General features: G+C 52.0%; 14 protein-coding genes. 5 read left to right on the top strand and 9 right to left on the bottom strand.

Features of this window, described 5'->3' with window-relative positions:
* Positions 1 to 20: 20 nt before the first annotated feature.
* Both ACGHM3_RS24880 and ACGHM3_RS24875 read right to left on the bottom strand, forming a co-directional pair.
* Entirely contained in the window at positions 21 to 536 is a 516-nt protein-coding gene (locus ACGHM3_RS24880) for a hypothetical protein (protein ID WP_345420432.1), read from the bottom strand.
* Positions 537 to 623: 87 nt separating this feature from the next.
* Positions 624 to 1,517, bottom strand: coding sequence for a glycosyltransferase family 25 protein (locus ACGHM3_RS24875; RefSeq protein WP_345420435.1), 894 nt, complete (start codon positions 1,515 to 1,517; stop codon positions 624 to 626).
* A gap of 84 nt (positions 1,518 to 1,601) precedes the next feature.
* On the opposite strand from ACGHM3_RS24875, the gene ACGHM3_RS24870 reads away from it, so the two are divergent.
* Positions 1,602 to 2,414 (top strand): hypothetical protein, encoded by an 813-nt coding sequence (locus ACGHM3_RS24870; RefSeq protein ID WP_345420438.1) that lies wholly within the window; start codon positions 1,602 to 1,604, stop codon positions 2,412 to 2,414.
* A 259-nt stretch (positions 2,415 to 2,673) separates the two neighbouring features.
* Here ACGHM3_RS24870 and ACGHM3_RS24865 read toward each other — a convergent pair whose 3' ends face one another.
* The 3 genes from ACGHM3_RS24865 to ACGHM3_RS24855 form a co-directional block, all read right to left on the bottom strand.
* Positions 2,674 to 3,759, bottom strand: a complete 1,086-nt coding sequence (locus ACGHM3_RS24865) for an ELM1/GtrOC1 family putative glycosyltransferase (protein WP_345420441.1) — start codon at positions 3,757 to 3,759, stop codon at positions 2,674 to 2,676.
* A 95-nt stretch (positions 3,760 to 3,854) separates the two neighbouring features.
* Positions 3,855 to 4,595, bottom strand: a complete 741-nt coding sequence (locus tag ACGHM3_RS24860) for a YafY family protein (RefSeq protein ID WP_345420444.1) — start codon at positions 4,593 to 4,595, stop codon at positions 3,855 to 3,857.
* 14 nt (positions 4,596 to 4,609) lie between these two features.
* Positions 4,610 to 4,975: a VOC family protein gene (locus ACGHM3_RS24855; RefSeq protein ID WP_345420447.1), complete on the bottom strand. Its 366-nt coding sequence runs from the start codon at positions 4,973 to 4,975 to the stop codon at positions 4,610 to 4,612.
* A gap of 972 nt (positions 4,976 to 5,947) precedes the next feature.
* Here ACGHM3_RS24855 and ACGHM3_RS24850 point away from each other — a divergent pair.
* Entirely contained in the window at positions 5,948 to 7,327 is a 1,380-nt protein-coding gene (locus ACGHM3_RS24850; protein ID WP_345420450.1) for a class II fumarate hydratase, read from the top strand.
* 98 nt (positions 7,328 to 7,425) lie between these two features.
* Here ACGHM3_RS24850 and ACGHM3_RS24845 read toward each other — a convergent pair whose 3' ends face one another.
* The 4 genes from ACGHM3_RS24845 to ACGHM3_RS24830 form a co-directional block, all read right to left on the bottom strand.
* Entirely contained in the window at positions 7,426 to 8,439 is a 1,014-nt protein-coding gene (locus tag ACGHM3_RS24845) for a zinc-binding alcohol dehydrogenase family protein (RefSeq protein WP_345420452.1), read from the bottom strand.
* A gap of 72 nt (positions 8,440 to 8,511) precedes the next feature.
* The gene (locus ACGHM3_RS24840) at positions 8,512 to 11,616 is read right to left on the bottom strand and encodes a CusA/CzcA family heavy metal efflux RND transporter (RefSeq protein ID WP_345420455.1); all 3,105 of its coding nucleotides are present in this window, start codon (positions 11,614 to 11,616) and stop codon (positions 8,512 to 8,514) included.
* On the bottom strand, positions 11,609 to 13,105 hold the full coding sequence (locus ACGHM3_RS24835; RefSeq protein ID WP_345420458.1) for an efflux RND transporter periplasmic adaptor subunit: 1,497 nt from the start codon (positions 13,103 to 13,105) through the stop codon (positions 11,609 to 11,611). The genes ACGHM3_RS24840 and ACGHM3_RS24835 overlap by 8 nt, the downstream gene beginning before the upstream one ends.
* A gap of 80 nt (positions 13,106 to 13,185) precedes the next feature.
* Positions 13,186 to 13,557, bottom strand: coding sequence for a hypothetical protein (locus tag ACGHM3_RS24830; RefSeq protein ID WP_345420461.1), 372 nt, complete (start codon positions 13,555 to 13,557; stop codon positions 13,186 to 13,188).
* Between the two features lie 133 nt (positions 13,558 to 13,690).
* Here ACGHM3_RS24830 and ACGHM3_RS24825 point away from each other — a divergent pair, with 133 nt between their 5' ends.
* The 3 genes from ACGHM3_RS24825 to nagA are packed head-to-tail and all read left to right on the top strand — an operon-like array spanning position 13,691 to position 16,684.
* Positions 13,691 to 14,710, top strand: a complete 1,020-nt coding sequence (locus tag ACGHM3_RS24825) for a molybdopterin-dependent oxidoreductase (protein WP_345420464.1) — start codon at positions 13,691 to 13,693, stop codon at positions 14,708 to 14,710.
* A 1-nt stretch (position 14,711) separates the two neighbouring features.
* Positions 14,712 to 15,599 carry a BadF/BadG/BcrA/BcrD ATPase family protein gene (locus ACGHM3_RS24820; RefSeq protein WP_345420466.1) on the top strand — a complete coding sequence of 296 codons (888 nt, stop codon included), beginning with the start codon at positions 14,712 to 14,714 and terminating at the stop codon, positions 15,597 to 15,599.
* Positions 15,593 to 16,684, top strand: coding sequence for an N-acetylglucosamine-6-phosphate deacetylase (nagA, locus tag ACGHM3_RS24815; protein WP_345420470.1), 1,092 nt, complete (start codon positions 15,593 to 15,595; stop codon positions 16,682 to 16,684). Before ACGHM3_RS24820 ends, nagA begins: the two co-directional genes overlap by 7 nt.
* The last annotated feature ends 133 nt before the right edge of the window (positions 16,685 to 16,817 follow it).

The following is a 16,817-nucleotide window of genomic DNA, read 5'->3' as shown; positions in this document are numbered from 1 at the left end:
AGCCGGTCTTACCTTAGAAACTAACTAAATATAACCACCAGTAATGCCAGAAGAAATCCGCCAGCGGCAATCTTCAAACCGTTTTTAAATTGCGGAACACGCGGCATAAACATTAAGAACGCCGACACCGAGAAAAACAGTAGCGCTGCACCGAAGGCGATGTTTAGGAAAAACAGCGGGCTATTTGTTGTGGCCTTATGCATACCCACCACCTTGGCGATGGCTGCTGGGTAATCCTTTCTGGTTACCGTTGCTAGTCCACTTTCTTTGTTGTATTGGCCCTCTTTAAAGGTAATCAGGGTTGTTGTTTCTTCATTTACTTTAAAGCCACGCAAACGCAGCTCTGGGCCTAAGGCATCGCCAGAAAGGCCAGGTGCCAGTTGTTTTTGTTCGGTTTGTTCAAATTTTAAGACGTCGGTGGTGCGAAAAATTAATAACACACCACTCAATGCGTACAGAGTCATAACCCCCGCCAGAAAAAACCCTAACCAACGGTGATATTTACGAAATGCGCTATGAAATGCGGGGCTTGCCACGGTAAGTCATCCTTTTTGTTCTGAAATCGGCGATATTACCAGCAAGGCTGTGACAAAACCGCCCTCAAAAAAGGATAAATTGGGGAATCAAAGCACATTGGCGGCTTTGCCTTTGCCCCGCAAGCGAGGGCTTTTACCGGGTTTGCTGCTGGGATAATGGGCAGGGTAGAAGAGCGAATGGTGGCGGGTTAAATACCAGTGCCGGCGCAGGCTAAACCAAAGTTTGGTTGGCTGGTAGGCTAACCTGTGCAGCCAGCTGGGTTGCTGGCCGGCGGGTTCTGGCCGTTTGCTCACGCTACTGCCCTGGCCCAATTCGTAGGCGACATGGGGCTCAACGCCATAGCTGGCTAAATCGAACAAATAGAAGTGGTCGAATACGTGGTCAATGGCCTCATAAATGGTGCTGGCGTGGCGTAAAAATTTAATCATCCCAGCACGGTTAAGCAAATAGGCTTGGGTTCCCAGGGTACCGCGCTCTGGCCGGGTGAGTACAACGCCATTGGGCAGTGTTTTTACGGTTTTGCGCCGGCGCAGTTTTAACGCCATTAGGCGCACGTTCTCCAGCTCATCCACCACCAGTGCATCCAGGGTACTGGCAAAATTCGGTTCAATCACCACGTCGTCCTCCAATAAGCAAACGTGGCTGGCCCCCGAGTCGTAGGCCTTTTGCACGGCCCGTAGGTGCGATAAATAACACGCCAGCTCGGTGTTGCTCAGGGTTCTTCCAAGCCGCAATAAACTCAAATGGGGCTGAAGCCTCTCACCGGGTAACAGAGCCGGTGGTTGGCTGCGGCCGTCCACCGCCGTAAAAAACTCAGCACCAACGCCTTGTTGTTCTAGCTGGTGATACAAATTCCTGCTGCTTTTGGTGCTGGGGTTTAGGCTAATGATAAAACACCGTAACTTGAACGGTGTAGCACTGGGCCCTAATGCACTGGACGTTAATGCAGGGGCCTGCGGCTGGCTGCCGATGTGTGTCATAAATACTCCACTCAAGCGCACTATCCTTGTAGTGATGAACTGAACCAAAAAGAACCGTGATGAGACAATTAACAGGGCTCTACAGTGTCAGCCAATGTTTTAGATAATATCACTCAGCAAGATATCGTGCTGCACCCTTTTCCACATGTGGTGGTGAAAGGTGCTCTGCCGCTCCACCTTTATGAGGCGCTGGCTGCCGCCTTCCCTTCCAAGCCGGTAATTAAATCGGCGTTACAAGACGCCTGCCGCCAAGAGCCCAATGCTAAATCGCTGAAACGAAGCCTGCGACATTTAAACCGCGGTAATCGACGCGTTAACCTGCCGGCTAAATACGCAGTGCACCAACCCCAGATAGCGCAAGTGTGGCGGGACTTTATCGACGCACACAGCTCATCTGCGTTTACCCACCGACTACTGGAATTGTTTGCCGGCGCCATTGCACAGCACTATCCCAGTCTATTAGAGGCTGATCTGCGCGTGGCAAGGCGAGGCAGTGAGAGCGATGCCGACCTGTGGGTCGATGCGCTGACAGCAGTAAACACACCCCATTGGCGGCGGGGCGAAATTACTGGCCCCCACACCGACCACCCCAATAAACTGTTCATTGGGTTGTATTATTTTAGGCAGCCAGAGGACACCGCTGGCGGTAACCTTGTGCTCTATAGACGGTTAACGCCGGTGACGGAAGGCAGCGTAAAATGGCCTAACGCGAGAACCGTGGAGCCCATAATGCAAATTGATTATGAGCCAAATACGCTGGTTATTTTACTGAATACCCCACAGTCAGTGCACGGTGTTACTGCGCGTTGTAGATCTTCTTTTCATCGTAGATTCGTCAATTTTATTGTTGAATGTAAACAACTGAGACAGTTCGCCGCCCAGCTGCCGGGGCGCTAACAAGTTGGTATGTAGCAATTGAGCACCGACAAGATTGGCTCAGGCCCCTTGCAAATTGATTTGGATTTACCGTTTGCTTTAAAGCGTAATTGAATTTGCATCAAACGGCGCGGGCGTACCCGCCTGCAAAGCCGGTAAGTGGTTTAAACACAGCATTTGGTGGATAGCGCAGTGGATTTTACGCGTTATCCAGTCGTAATCTATTTGGGGGCGGAATTGGTGGAAGCCCTTCGTCAAAAGAATCACGGCGGTTGAGATTTTATTGGGGGCTGGGGTAGGCCAGCTGGTTAGCGGCGGGGCTGGCTACGGTATTATCTAGCACGCCTAGAGCGCTCAAACGACTATAAACTGCAACCGTTTGATGTTCGTAGGGCACACTCGGAAAAAAGAAATTAATCTGATAGTTGGCTAACTGAGATATAGGCTGGCGTTCTACCAACCCGGTGTTAACGATATGGTTTATCATCCTTGCGTGCACCGGACGAGGACTATTCGTTTGAGGTTGTAGGCTTATTACCGGTTTAGCCATGGCTACGGCCTCGGACAGCATACTCAAACTGTCTTCCGTACAAAACAGCCTCTCACTGGCGCCCATTACGGCTTCAATAGACAGTCGCTGCGGTTGGTTGTAGCCAATAAAGCTTACACCGGTGAATGAGCCAAGTTGAGTGTTGAGCAGTTCGATGGCGCCTTGTGGCGTACGGCGAGAATCACAAATTAACCAATGGATACTGTATTTTTGGCTCAGTTCGTTTAACCCGTGTGACAATGCCTGCCAATCGCTTTGTTGGTACTCATAACCGCTACCATTGCCGCCGATTAATACACCCCAATAACGGGTGTGGGGGTTAGTCTCTTTTATTACCGTGGCGGCGCTATTGCAATTTTCGCGATCAATCTTACTGAGCGCTATGCCGGTGGCAATGGCGTTGCGAGCAGGACTACCAAAAGCAGTAAGATGCGCAGATATGCTATTTTTGCCTACGTTATAATTATTGCCAATAACAATATTGCGGCAGCGCCAATAACGACGGTAAGCGATGTTCAAGGCTATGGAATTACCGCCGAAGGAAATAAACAAATTTGGCGCCGTTATTTTAGCGGGGTGTTTTGCGTCGCCAATAACCTTAGTTCTATAGAGCCGCACTAGGCATAGAACAATCGTAGCAGGTAGATACTGGGCTAAAAATTGCAGCGCCTTATTGAGTAATTTTAACCGGGGCTTGGCGCGTAATATCTGAAGGTTACAACGACTATGGTGGTGCTTGGCGATTAATTGCGCCAAGCCCTGCGACTGTGAAAGGTGCCCGGCCTTGCCATCGTAAATAACCAAAATATTTAGCATGCGCACACTGCCCATCGACTTTATAAGCAGTATCCGAGTTGGGGTTTACAACCATGTGGAAGAAATATGTTGTTTGTGTGACAAGCTGCCCTGGGTTATTGGGCAGGTGTGTCGCCGAGTTTTTTGCGTGCAAAGTGGTTGGCGAAGTCTTCGCAATCTGGCTGCATATGCAGTGCTTCAAAGTCGGCTAGGGTTTTGCCGGGTTCGTCGACATAACTGTGTGCCGACAACTGCCAATGGGTCATTCGATCTAATCGAAAGTTTCGAAAATCATCGCGCAGTTCGCACCAGCCAACACAAGTCCAAACCCGGCCCCAAAAATACACCGCTAAAGGTCTTATGGTACGGGTGCTGATTTTTTGTTGTTCGGTGCAATAGTCGAACTGCAATTTACGCTTTTCGTTAACGGCTTGGCGAATATCCGGTAACGCCTGCCAAATATTGGCCTGGGTTAAAAAATCCGGCGCAAACACTTTTACCCGCGCTGGCCGGTCGCGCAATTTATTGGGCAGCGCCTGCTCGATTTTCTCCAGGGCCGACTGTATTTGGCGTTTAGTTTGCGGGTCCGCCCAGGCGTCTAACATCCGAGCCGCGATGACTAAGCTTTCCAGCTCGTCCTGGTTAAACATCAGCGGCGGAATATCAAAGCCACTCTCTAGCTGATAGCCAATACCGGCCTCAGCCCGGATGGGTACGCCGCGGGCGGATAAATCCTGTAAATCCCGATACGCCGTGCGTTCGCTTATTTCCAGCTCTTCGGCCATGGCGGCGGCGGTGATGACCTTGCCGCGTCGTAGAATCTGCACCATTTGAAACAATCGGTCGGCTCGGCGCATCGGGTTACCTCCCTCTAACCTTGGCTGTGCAGGCCTACACGATTGCCTTCGCTATCGATAAACAAAGCAATGATGCCTGCGGGAATCTCTGTTTTGGGTAGCACAATACTACCACCGTTGGCTTCAATGCGAGCCAGGGTTGCGTCCAACTCCATTGTATAGAGATACACCACCACGCCGTTATCGCTCGGTGTGCTTTGCGGGCATTTAACCACGGCCCCGCCGCTGTGCGGCTCGGTATGGGGGAATATCGCCATGGTTAAGTCTTGATGGGTTTCTTCGTGCAGTTTGGTGGCGAATACGGCTTCATAAAAGGCTTTAGCGCGAGGGTAATCGGTGGTAGGGATTTCGAACCAGGTAGTCAGCGGTTGGTTGTTCATATCATTCTCCAGGGTAGTTTGAGGGGCATCCAAGTTCTATGGATGCAGCCATTGTGACTGCCCCCTACTGACAGCCTGGTGTCAGTAGCAAAGAGACTAGTTACAAAATAATTAATGTAATGATAATCATTTGCACTAAAGTGTTGAGCGCTCTAAATTATGGTAATGAGTCCCCAGACAGTTCAGCAAGCTCAGCTGATACGACTCAGGCGACAGGTGCGTTACGCCGAATGCCCAGATAATCCTCAATTAATCAACAGTGGCTGTCTGCGGACCGCTGTTGATTAAATACAACGTTGAAAATGAGGTTGGCGGCTACGATGCCGACCTGCACCTCTAGCCTGCCCAAGCCTAAACTACCAATTTCCCCCTATCTAACCAGTTACAGTCGTGTTCAGTTGGGGAGAATGCTGCAAATCTTATTGCAAATGATTATCATTAATATATTATAAGCGTCCAGTCTGGGGTGGGCAGTGATCGTTATGTTCGCCGCTCCCTGTTCTCCATTCCCCATTCTCCATTCTCCAAATCGGGAGCGATTCAAATGGTAGAGTCGAACTTGGCGCAACTACGGCACAAGGTGCGTTGGGCAGTGGAGCCGGATAATCCCCAATTGATTACGCATTGGCTGGCGCGAGAACGTTGTTGCAATTTGAGGTCTATATCACAAGCTCCTTGCGGCTGCTGTAGCACGGCAAGGCAGCGTCGCCGTTATCACTTCCAGTTTCAGTTACTACTGGAAACGGTACTGGACGACCTGTTACCCGCCCATTGGCGCTGCAGCTGCCTGGATCACATTTACAAGCCATTATGCGGGTTAAAACAGCTGTGCGATAACCCGGCAAGGGAAGCACACGTGCGCCGTTTGTACCAAGAATTGGCGATATCCAGTCGCTATGTGCAGGCTGGGTTAGTGCACTAGGGCAGGCTTTGTCGCAAGAACTAAACTTCATCATGTAAAGGATACCCAATATGACTAATACACGAATCGAACGTGACAGCATGGGTGAGTTGGAAGTACCGGCGGATGCCTTGTACGGTGCCCAAACACAACGCGCCATCAACAATTTTACGGTGAGTGGCTTGGCCATGCCGGAATCGTTTATTAAAGCTCTACTGAGAGCTAAGTCTGCCGCTGCGAAAGCTAACAGTCAGTTGGATCAAATTCCGGCCAAAATGGCAGACGCCATAGAGACGGTGGTGGATGATCTGCTACAAGCCCCAGAATTGATGAGCCACTTTCCGGTGGATGTGTTTCAAACCGGTTCTGGCACCAGCTCTAATATGAACGCCAACGAAGTGTTGGCAACCTTGGCTAGCCGTGTTTATGGCGACAATGTTAGCCCTAACGACCACGTTAATTGTGGCCAAAGCAGTAACGATATTATTCCCTCCAGTATTCACATCAGTGCGGCCATCGAGCTGCATCAAAAACTATTGCCGGCGCTGGCTCACTTAGCGAAAACCACTCGTGTTAAAGCAAGCTCCGTGGACCAATTTGTAAAAACCGGCCGCACCCATTTAATGGACGCCATGCCGGTGCGCATGAGCCAAAGCCTAAACGGGTGGGCGACGCAAATTGAGCAAAATATTGCCCATTTGCAACAGCTAGAGCCAAGTTTGCAAACCCTGGCCCAAGGTGGCACCGCCGTAGGTACCGGCATTAACGCCCACCCAGAATTCGCGCAACAATACGCCGATGCCTTGAATGCCGATACCGGTTTAAACTTTAAGCCGGCGGATAATTTTTTCAGCCACATCAGCTCCCAAGATATTGCCGTCGCCTTATCCGGCCAGCTTAAAACCACGGCGGTAACCATTATGAAAATCGCCAACGATTTACGCTGGATGAACTCCGGCCCGCTGGCAGGTTTGGGGGAAATTGAATTGCAGGCGTTGCAGCCCGGCTCCTCCATTATGCCGGGTAAAGTCAACCCGGTGATACCCGAGGCAGCCGCCATGGTGGCTGCCCAGGTAATCGGCAACGATGCTGCCATTACTGTGGGTGGCCAGGCCGGTAATTTTGAATTAAACGTGATGCTGCCGATGATTGCCTATAATCTACTGCAGAGCATTGAACTGTTGACCAACGTCAGTGAATTACTGGCCGACAAAGCCATTGCCAGCTTCAAAGTGAATGAAGACAAACTGCAAGAGGCGCTGGCCCGCAACCCTATTTTGGTTACCGCGCTTAATCCGGTGATTGGTTATTTAAAAGCCGCAGAAATTGCCAAGCAAGCCTACAAAGAAAAACGCCCGGTTATTGATGTGGCGGCGGAGAATACGGAATTAACTGTAGAGCAATTAACCCAGCTATTAGACCCAGCAAAACTGACCCACGGTGGCCTATAATGAGGCTGTAGTTGAGTTGATATTAATGAGTTGAAAAACCCTTAGCTTAATTTACTCTGCATCGGCAATGCGTCGATGCAGAGTAAAAAAAGAGGTTCCTAGAATCCTTCCAGTACGATTTTGCCGAGGGTTTTATTGGTTTCAATGGCCCGGTGAGCCAAGGTTAAATTCTTGGCGTTAATAGTGCCAAAGTGTTCCGTCTGCGTGGTTTGCAGCACGCCTTCATCTAGCAGGTAGGCTACCTCAGATAATATCTGCCCCTGGGCCGCCATATCCGGTGTATTGTATTTAATACGGGTGTACATCAATTCCCAGTGAATGGATATAGATTTATCTTTAAAGATTTTTATATCAAACACATCTGGGTCGTCGATCAGCGCTAGCTTGCCCTGGGGCTTAAGTACTTTTTGTATTTCGCTAACGTGTTCGTGGGTATGGGTAAGGCTGGCAACGTAATCTACACCATCAATGCCCAGCTCGCTGAGTTCTTCACTTAGCGGCTTGCTGTGGTCTATCACATGATGGGCGCCCATTTTCTTAACCCAGGCCTGGGTGGATTCCCGAGAAGCGGTGGCAATCACCTCAATACCGGTGAGCTTGCGCGCTAGCTGGGTCATAATGGAGCCAACACCGCCGGCGCCACCGATGATTAATAATCGTTGCTGGCTAGCACTTTTGCCAACATTGATTTGCAATCGGTCAAATAAAATTTCCCAGGCGGTAACCGAGGTCAGTGGCATGGCGGCGGCCTCAGCGTTGCTCAGTTGCAGCGGTGCTTTGCCAACAATGCGTTCATCTACCAGGTTGTACTCGGCGTTAACACCAGGCCGGGCGGCGTCGCCGGCGTAGAACACGCGGTCGCCGGGTTTAAATCGGTTGACCTCGGCACCTACCGCCTCCACCACACCGACGGCATCCCACCCCAGAATCTTGTACTGGCCAGCATCTGCGGCGGCGCGGCGCCGAATTTTGGTATCGATGGGGTTTACCGAAATCGCCTGAATCGCCACCAATAAATCCTTTGCCCCGGGGCTAGGTTTGGCAATGTCGATATCCTGCAAGCAGCCCTCTACGGCGCGCTCACTGGTGTCTTGGTAGCCAACGGCTTTCATGCTCACTCCTTTTTCGGTACACATTAAGAAGCGGTATTATCGCCGCTTCGCGCTTCAAAATAAGAGTACGGATTAATCAGAAAGTGCCCCACGCTGGTAGCGCCAGCTGTAAATAGCCGGTAGTAACAATAGTGTTAGCAGCAGTGTGGTGAGCATGCCACCCACCATGGGGGCGGCCAATCGGCTCATAACTTCGCTGCCGGTGCCGCTGCCAAATAGTACTGGCACCAGGCCAGCAATGGTGGCTATGGCGGTCATCATCACCGGCCGTAGGCGCCGGCTGGCCCCCTCCGCCAGTGCTTGCTCAACAGCCGTCCGGTTGGAGTTGTCGCGGGCCTCAAGGTTAGCCATGGCCGACTTTAAAAATACTAACATGATGATGCCGGTTTCAATGGCAACCCCGGCTAAGGCAATCATGCCCACGGCCACCGCCACCGAAAAATTAAAATCCAGGCCGTACATTAACCAAACGCTGCCAACCAACGCCAAAGGAAAGGTGCCGATTAAAATGGCCACCTCGGTGAAGCTGCGAAAATTCAAATACAACAGCACCACAATAATGGCTAAGGTAATCGGGATGATGGTGGTGAATTTTGCTTTTGCCCGGGCCAGGTACTCGTACTGGCCGGCCCAGGTTAACGAGTAGCCTGCCGGCAGCGTTAATTGCTGGGCCAACATCTGTTGTGCCTCAGCCACATAGCCACCTAGGTCGCGGTTTTTAATATCCACCAGGGTCCAACCGTTAAGCCGCGCGTTTTCGCTTTTTAAAATCGGCGGGCCACTGTCCACGCTAATGGTGGCAACATCACCCAGGGTAATTTGAATGCCCTGCTGGGTTACCATGGGGAGCTGCGCAATGGCTTCTGGCGAATCGCGATACTGTTGTGGATAGCGCACGTTAATGGGGTAGCGTTCTAAACCTTCCACCGATTCACTAATACTGATGCCGCCAATGGCTGAGGCCAAAAAGGTTTGAATTTCGGCAACCGACACATTGTAGCGCGCTGCGGCCAAGCGATTAATATCCAAGGTCAGGTATCGGCCACTGGCAACCCGTTCGGAATACACCGAGGCGGTACCGGGAATATCCGCCAACAAGTGCTCTATTTGCTTACCAATGGTTTGTATTTGGTTGATGTCCGGGCCGGCCACTTTAATGCCCAGCGGTGTTTTTATTCCGGTGGCCAACATATCGATGCGTGTTTTAATGGGCTGTACCCAGGCGTTAGTTAAGCCGGGTAGTTGCACCCTTTGGTTTAATTCATCGATTAAATCCTGTTTGGTTTTCCCGGCACGCCATTGCGATTGCGGTTTAAACTGGATGAACGTTTCAATCATGGTGAGCGGGGCTGGATCGGTGGCGGTGTTGGCGCGGCCTATTTTGCCAAACACGGTGTCTACCTCTGGCAGGGTTTTAATCAGTTTGTCGGTTTGCTGTAAAATTTGCCTCGCTTGGCCAATGGAAACCCCCGGATAGGTGCTGGGCATGTACATTAAATCGCCCTCGTCTAAATCCGGAATAAATTCACTACCAAGATGTTGCAGAGGCCACCAACTGCTAGCCAGCACCAATAGCGATAACGCCACCGTGGTTTTCGGGTAATGCAGCACCGCTCGCAACACCGGCCGGTACAGCGCCAATAAAACTTTGTTAACCGGGTTTTTATTCTCGGGCAAAATATTACCGCGCACAAAATAGCCCATCAGTACCGGTACCAAGGTAATGGCCAGGACTGCTGCCGCCGCCATGGCGTAGGTTTTGGTGTAGGCTAATGGCGAAAACATGCGGCCTTCCTGGGCCTCCAGCGCAAATACTGGCACAAAGCTGACGGTGATAATCAGCAAGCTAAAAAATAGCGACGGCCCCACTTCCTGGGCCGCTCGGCTAACCACCTGCCAGCGGTTGTGTTTGGTGAGTGGCGTTTGTTCGCAATGCTTGTGCAGGTTTTCTATCATCACTATGGCGCCGTCGATCATGGCGCCCACGGCAATGGCGATGCCACCCAGCGACATGATATTGGCATTCACGCCCTGCCATTGCATCACGATAAACGCTATTAAAATCGCCACCGGCAAACTGATAATGGCCACCAACGACGAACGCAGGTGCAATAAAAACACGGCACAAACCAGCGCCACTAAGCCTATTTCTTCGGCCAGCTTGTGCCAAAGGTTCTGTACCGCGCGCTGAATTAAATGGGAGCGGTCGTAGACCGGTGTTATCTCTACGCCGGCAGGTAAACTGGATGTTAAACTGGCCAGTTTTTGTTTGACGCCATCTATGGTTTGCTGGGCGTTCTCGCCAAAGCGCATTACCACAACCCCGCCCACAGTTTCGCCTTGGCCGTTAAGCTCGGCGATGGCGCGGCGTTGGGCTGGGCCGGTGCGAACATCAGCTATGTCTTTTAACAACAACGGTGTGCCCTGGTTATTAATACCCAGGGGAATGGTTTCTAGGTCTGCGATGGTTTGAATGTAGCCGGTGGCGCGCACCATATATTCCGCCTCGGCCATCTCTACCACTGACGCACCGACCTCTTGGTTGGCGTTGGTGATTGCCGTATGAATGTGGGCCAAAGGGATGTTAAAGGCGCGCAGTTTGAGGGGGTCCACCTCTACTTGGTATTGTTTCACCATGCCGCCCACGGTGGCCACTTCCGCCACGCCGGGAACGGTTTGTAATTCGTATTTTAAAAACCAATCTTGCAAGCTGCGCAGTTGGGCCAAATCGTATTGCCCGGTGGGGTCACTCAATGCATAAAGGTAAACCCAACCCACTCCGGTGGCATCCGGCCCCAGCTGTGGTTTGGCGGCACTGGGCAGGGTTACTTGGTTAAGATATTCCAGCACCCGGGCCCGGGCCCAATAGAGGTCGGTATCATCGTCAAAAATGACGTAGATGTAGCTGTCGCCATAAAACGAAAAGCCGCGCACGGTTTTGGCGCCGGGCACCGAAAGCAGGGCGGTGGTAAGTGGATAGGTGACTTGATCTTCCACCACCTTGGGCGCCTGGCCGGGGTAGCGGGTTTTAATAATCACCTGCACATCGGATAAATCGGGAATGGCATCCACCGGCGTATTTTTTACCGCCATTAAACCCACAGCAATAGTAATTGCGGTGGCCAATAGCACTAGAAACCGGTTGGCGATGGCGGCGCGAATAATGGCCTCAATCATGCTGATGGCCCTCGTGCTGCGTGGTGGGTTCTACCATTTTCGCCATTGGGTGAACTTGGGTAATAACAAAATCCCCAGCGCGAATCTCAAACACAAAATGCACGTTGCTGCCGGGCATTAATAAATCGAAATCGATATTGTCTGCCACGGTAAAGTCCATGGTGGCCGGTGGCCGGTTCCATTTTTCAATGGGCCCGCGGCTGATGTTTACGGTTTTATCGGCTGGGTTGACGTCGTTAACCTGGCCCATTACCGCCGCACTTTGCACCGCTTTTTCAGTTGCTTTGCGCGCCTGGGTACTTGCCATGCGTAAAAAATCGGAGCTTTTACTGGATTCAGAATCCAATAAAAATTGCGCCGAGGTGACCACCGTGTCGCCGGCGGCTAAGCCATCCAAGATTTCAAAATAGTACTGGTCACTGGCCCCCAGGGTGACGGCGACGGATTTGAACTGACCCGGGCTCAACTGCAGCACAGCGCGGTTTTGGTTACCGGTACGGATAATGGCTTCTTTGGCCACCGCCAGAACCGGCGCCTGGTTTTGGGCAATGGTGACCCTGGCGTACATGCCCGGTTTTAGGGTTGCATCGGGGTTGGTAAAGCGCAGTCTCAGGCGTACGCTGCGGTTTTGTTGGTCCAATTGTGGGTAAATATAATCAACGCTGCCGGCCCACTCCCGCGCCGAGGTGTAATCTAGGGTCATGGTAACCGGTAGGCCGACTTGTACCCGTTGCGACTGCTGGGCAAAGATTTCTGCCTCAACCCAAACGGTATCCAAGGTGGCAATGGACATCAACTGCAGCCCCGGTTCCACGTAAAAACCCTCGCGTACATTTAGGTTATCCAACACCCCGCTCTTGGGAGCGTAGAAGGTGACCCGTTGTTGAACCTTACGCTGGCTGCGCACCTGCCGAATGAGCGACTCCGGTATTTTCAGCGCCCGCATACGCGCCTCGGCGGCTTTTACCAGCCGAGCGTTTTCCTGGTTTACCGCTTGCAGTAAGTCCTCTTGTGCGTACACCAAATCCGGTGAGTAGAGAGAAAACAGCGGCTGCCCTTGTTCTACGGTGTCGCCGGTGGATTGCACAAACAACTGCTCTATCCAACCGGCTACCCGGGGGTGTAGGTGTTCTAGTTGCTGTTCGTCGTACTGCACAATGCCCACGGTTTTGATACTGGGGTTGAGCGCCTTTAAGCCCACTTCAGCGGTACGCACGCCCAGGTTATTGACCACCGTGGGTGATATAGCAACGGTGCCGGGTTGCTCTGTTTCTGCAGCCTCGTCGTACACCGGAATCAAATCCATGCCCATGGGCGATTTGCCTGGAGCATCCCGTCGGTAATCGGGGTCCATGGGTGCCGTCCAGTAAAGGGGCTTGACGGAGGTTGGGGTGTCGCCGTTGTGGTTGCCGGGTTGAAGTTGCGCAGCAAAATAGCCAGCGCCTAAGCCAACAGCAAGCAGTACTGTGGCGGTAAAAAGCCGTCGCATTGGAGAATCTCAACTAAAAAGAAAGCATTTCGGCCAAATTAAGGCCGGTTTATACGAAATTAGGGCGGATTTGCCCTGTGCTAGGCGACTTTGGGTGGGTGTTCTAGGTTGGTGATGGGGGCTTTGGGCAATCGGCTGTTGCCATTAAGGCAACTAGTGCAGTGCCGTATCAACGCCTGCGGCGCGGCATTGGCGGTTACCGAGGGTGCTTTGCTGCAGTGGCCGTGATCGCAATGATCACAGGGGGCTTTTGAATCCTTCGAGGCATCATCAGCGGACGGATGTTGTTCGCTATTAACCACGGGATTTGGCTCAACGCCGCCATCGCGGCAATGGCCTGTGGTAGTATCCGCGCTTAAAGAGTGTGCATGCTTATCGGCAGCAGCCTGAGCTTTAGCGGGCTCGTTACAGGCGTGCACCAGCCAGGATTGCAGCAAAAGGCTCGCAATCACCAGGGTACTAACAAGACAACGGCCAAACCAAGAGCGCAAACTAGGCACCATCCATTAATGACGATCAATATCGTAAATGTAGCAGACCAAGCCCGCCCGGGGCAATGTACGCCAAGCTGGCTGGGAGATGGCCATGGGTTTGGATAGACTACTACCGGCACGTCAGCAACTCACCCAAAAATTCCCCGTGGTTGGCGAGCAAGCGCCTAACCAAGAGCTCAACCAACAAAACTGGCGGCTTACTCTCGCTGGTGGTGGCAATGACGGCCAGACGATCGGTTTTGACGATCTGCTGGCCATGCCGCAAACCGAGCTGACCCACGATATTCACTGCGTCACTCGCTGGAGCCGACAACAAGATAGCTTCACAGGCGTACTGTTTAAGGATTTGCTCAGCGCATTGGCCATTGCGCCGCAGACGCAGTTTGTGCGCTTTGTGGCCTACTCGCATCGCAACCACGATACATCGCTACCACTGGCGGTGTGCCTGCAAGAGAACCTGATACTGGCCCACAAAATCAACGGCCAACCTCTGTTACCACAACACGGGTTTCCCGTGCGCACCTTTGCGCCTAGCCGGTATTTTTATAAAAGTTTAAAATGGCTTAAACACATAGAGTTTATCGCCCAGGATCAACTGGGCTTTTGGGAGCGAGGTGGTTATCACAACAATGCCGATTACCAACTCGAGCAGCGTTATGTCAGTGGTAATTTAACCACTAAAGAGTTAACCAAGCTGCGCCAATCGCTCAATTTTAAAAAGTATCACGGCCAAGTGTTATTAAGCTTGGATTTGTCTGGCTTAGATTTATCCGGCGCTGATCTTCGCGGAGTGCAGTTAAAAAACTGTAATCTGCAAGGCTGCAATTTTACGGCGGCCAATCTGCGTGAGGCTAACTTGTCCAACTCATCCCTGCTGCAAAGCAACCTACACCAAGCCGATTTAACCGGTGCCGATTTAGACGGCGTACTGCTGATGGGCTGCGATTTAACCCAGGCCACGTTAGACCATTGTTTGCTAAATGCCACTGAGTTTATTCGCCATGGCTACGCCGATGCTCACATTAGCGGCGCCAGCTTTCGCGGAGCCCAGCGCAACGGTTTAATTGAATCGCAGCAAGCGTTTCTTACCGCCCACGGCGCAGAGTTTTAATATGACATTCTTTTTAGGCGTAGATGGCGGTGGTTCTACCTGCCGAGCGAGGCTGGAGAACAGCGCAGGGGAAGTTTTGGGTGCTGCGAATACCGGGCCTGCCAACCTTGCCTCAGAACCGGGCCGGGCCCTTGCTAATATTGAGGCCGCAATAAACCAGGCCATTGCCGCCGCAGGCGACCAGTTTAGCCTGGCAGACTACCAACATACCCAATGCGTTTTAGGCTTGGCTGGATATAATATGGCCCGTGGCCAGCGTGGCATCGACGGGTGGCAATCGCCGTTTGAACACACCTACATCACCAGCGATATGCACATTGCTTGCGCCGGTGCTCACGCCGGTGCAGACGGCGCCATCATCATTACTGGTACCGGCTCTGCGGCCTTTGTACAGCATGCTGGCCAGCACCAACAATTGGGCGGTTACGGCCTAACCCTGGGCGACCAAGCCAGCGGCGCGTGGTTGGGTGCCCAGAGTATTGAATACTTACTGCAAATGTTTGATGGCTTGATACCTGCCTGCAAGTTTTTGAAGGCAGTCCAATCCCAAATCCAGTGCCACGATGGTGAGTCGGTTTTTGAAAACTACAGCGCAGCAGTGCCGGCTCAATTCGCAAGCCTTGCGCCTACGGTGTTCCAATATGCTGAACAATCCGAATTGGCACTCGCCATCATTCAAGAGGCCTGTGACTACGTCGAAAAACTGGTGGCCAGAGTACAATCCATGGGCGCCGTCCGAGTTGCCCTTACCGGCGGCATGAGCAAAGCACTGCAAGCTTATTTATCACCAGCGGTACAGCGGGCGTTATCGTCGCCCGGTACCAGCCCCTTGGCCGGCGCCATTATATTGGCTAAAAACCTGCACGTAGCCGAGGCTAAGCCATGTTAAGTTATTGGGCAGAAACGCTATTTAACGGCGAAGAGTTTTTATCCTCGGTGGAAATTATCGTGGATAACGGCTTTATTACCTCAATCACTGAGCAGCCGGCTGGCGAAGGCCATACGCCGTTACCCGGCATAGTGGTGCCCGGCTTGGTGGATTTACAGGTCAATGGCGGTGGCGGCAAACTGTTCTGCCAAGAGCCTACCATAGCCACCCTTAGTGCCATGGTAGACGCTCATTTCAATTACGGCACTCGGCACCTGCTCGCCACCGTAATCACCAGTGACTGGCCCATATTACAAGCTGCGGCCCAGGCGGTGGCGGATTACATCAATCAGGGTAAGGCGGGTGTTTTAGGGGTTCATTTTGAGGGCCCACATCTGGGCAAAGAGCGGGCCGGTATTCACAATAAACAGCGCTTTGTGGGGTTATCCGATAAACACTTGGCACTGTATACACAAAAAATTTTGGGCAAGGTGATGGTTACCCTAGCGCCCGAAATCGTACCGCCGGATGTGATTAAAGATCTTGTTCGTCAGGGCGTGACGGTTAGCCTCGGCCACAGCAACACCAATTACGATACTGCGTTGGCGGCCATAGAGGCCGGGGCAACGTCTGTTACTCATCTGTTTAATGCCATGTCAGCTTTGCAAAGCAGGGCTCCGGGCATGGTGGGTGCAGCACTGGCGTCAGACTCGCTTTACGCCGGTATCATTGCCGATGGCCATCATGTGCATCCTGCTGCCATAAAAACAGCGGTGAAAGCACTGGGTGAGGAGCGAGCCTATTTAGTCACCGATGCCATGGCCCATGTGGGCAGTGAGCAAATCCGTTTTGGCTTTGAGGATCAACAAATCGTAAAAGCCAATGGCAAACTTACTGTGGCCGATGGCACCCTCGCAGGCTCGTGTTTGGACATGCAGGCGGCGGTAAAGAATTGCGCTGTGTTTACCGCAGTAAGCCCAGCCGCGGCATTAAAAATGGCCACTAGCACACCAGCACGGTGTATTGGATTAAGTCAGCGAGTGGGCTTTTTAAAACCCGGCTATCCGTTTATTTATCATCTGCTGTCCAACAATTTTTTTGCCTAAAATAATTAAATAAAGAAAACCAACCAATATAAGCCCCGCTAATAAATACAATAACGCCGGGCTGTCAGTTTAGTCACAATGAACGGCGCGCCATTTTCGTTAAAGGCTTCACATAAATGTTCAGAAGTGCAAT

Source organism: Halioxenophilus aromaticivorans, assembly GCF_042850945.1.
Lineage (GTDB): Bacteria > Pseudomonadota > Gammaproteobacteria > Pseudomonadales > Cellvibrionaceae > Halioxenophilus > Halioxenophilus aromaticivorans.
This window is presented reverse-complemented; position numbering and strand designations above follow the sequence as displayed.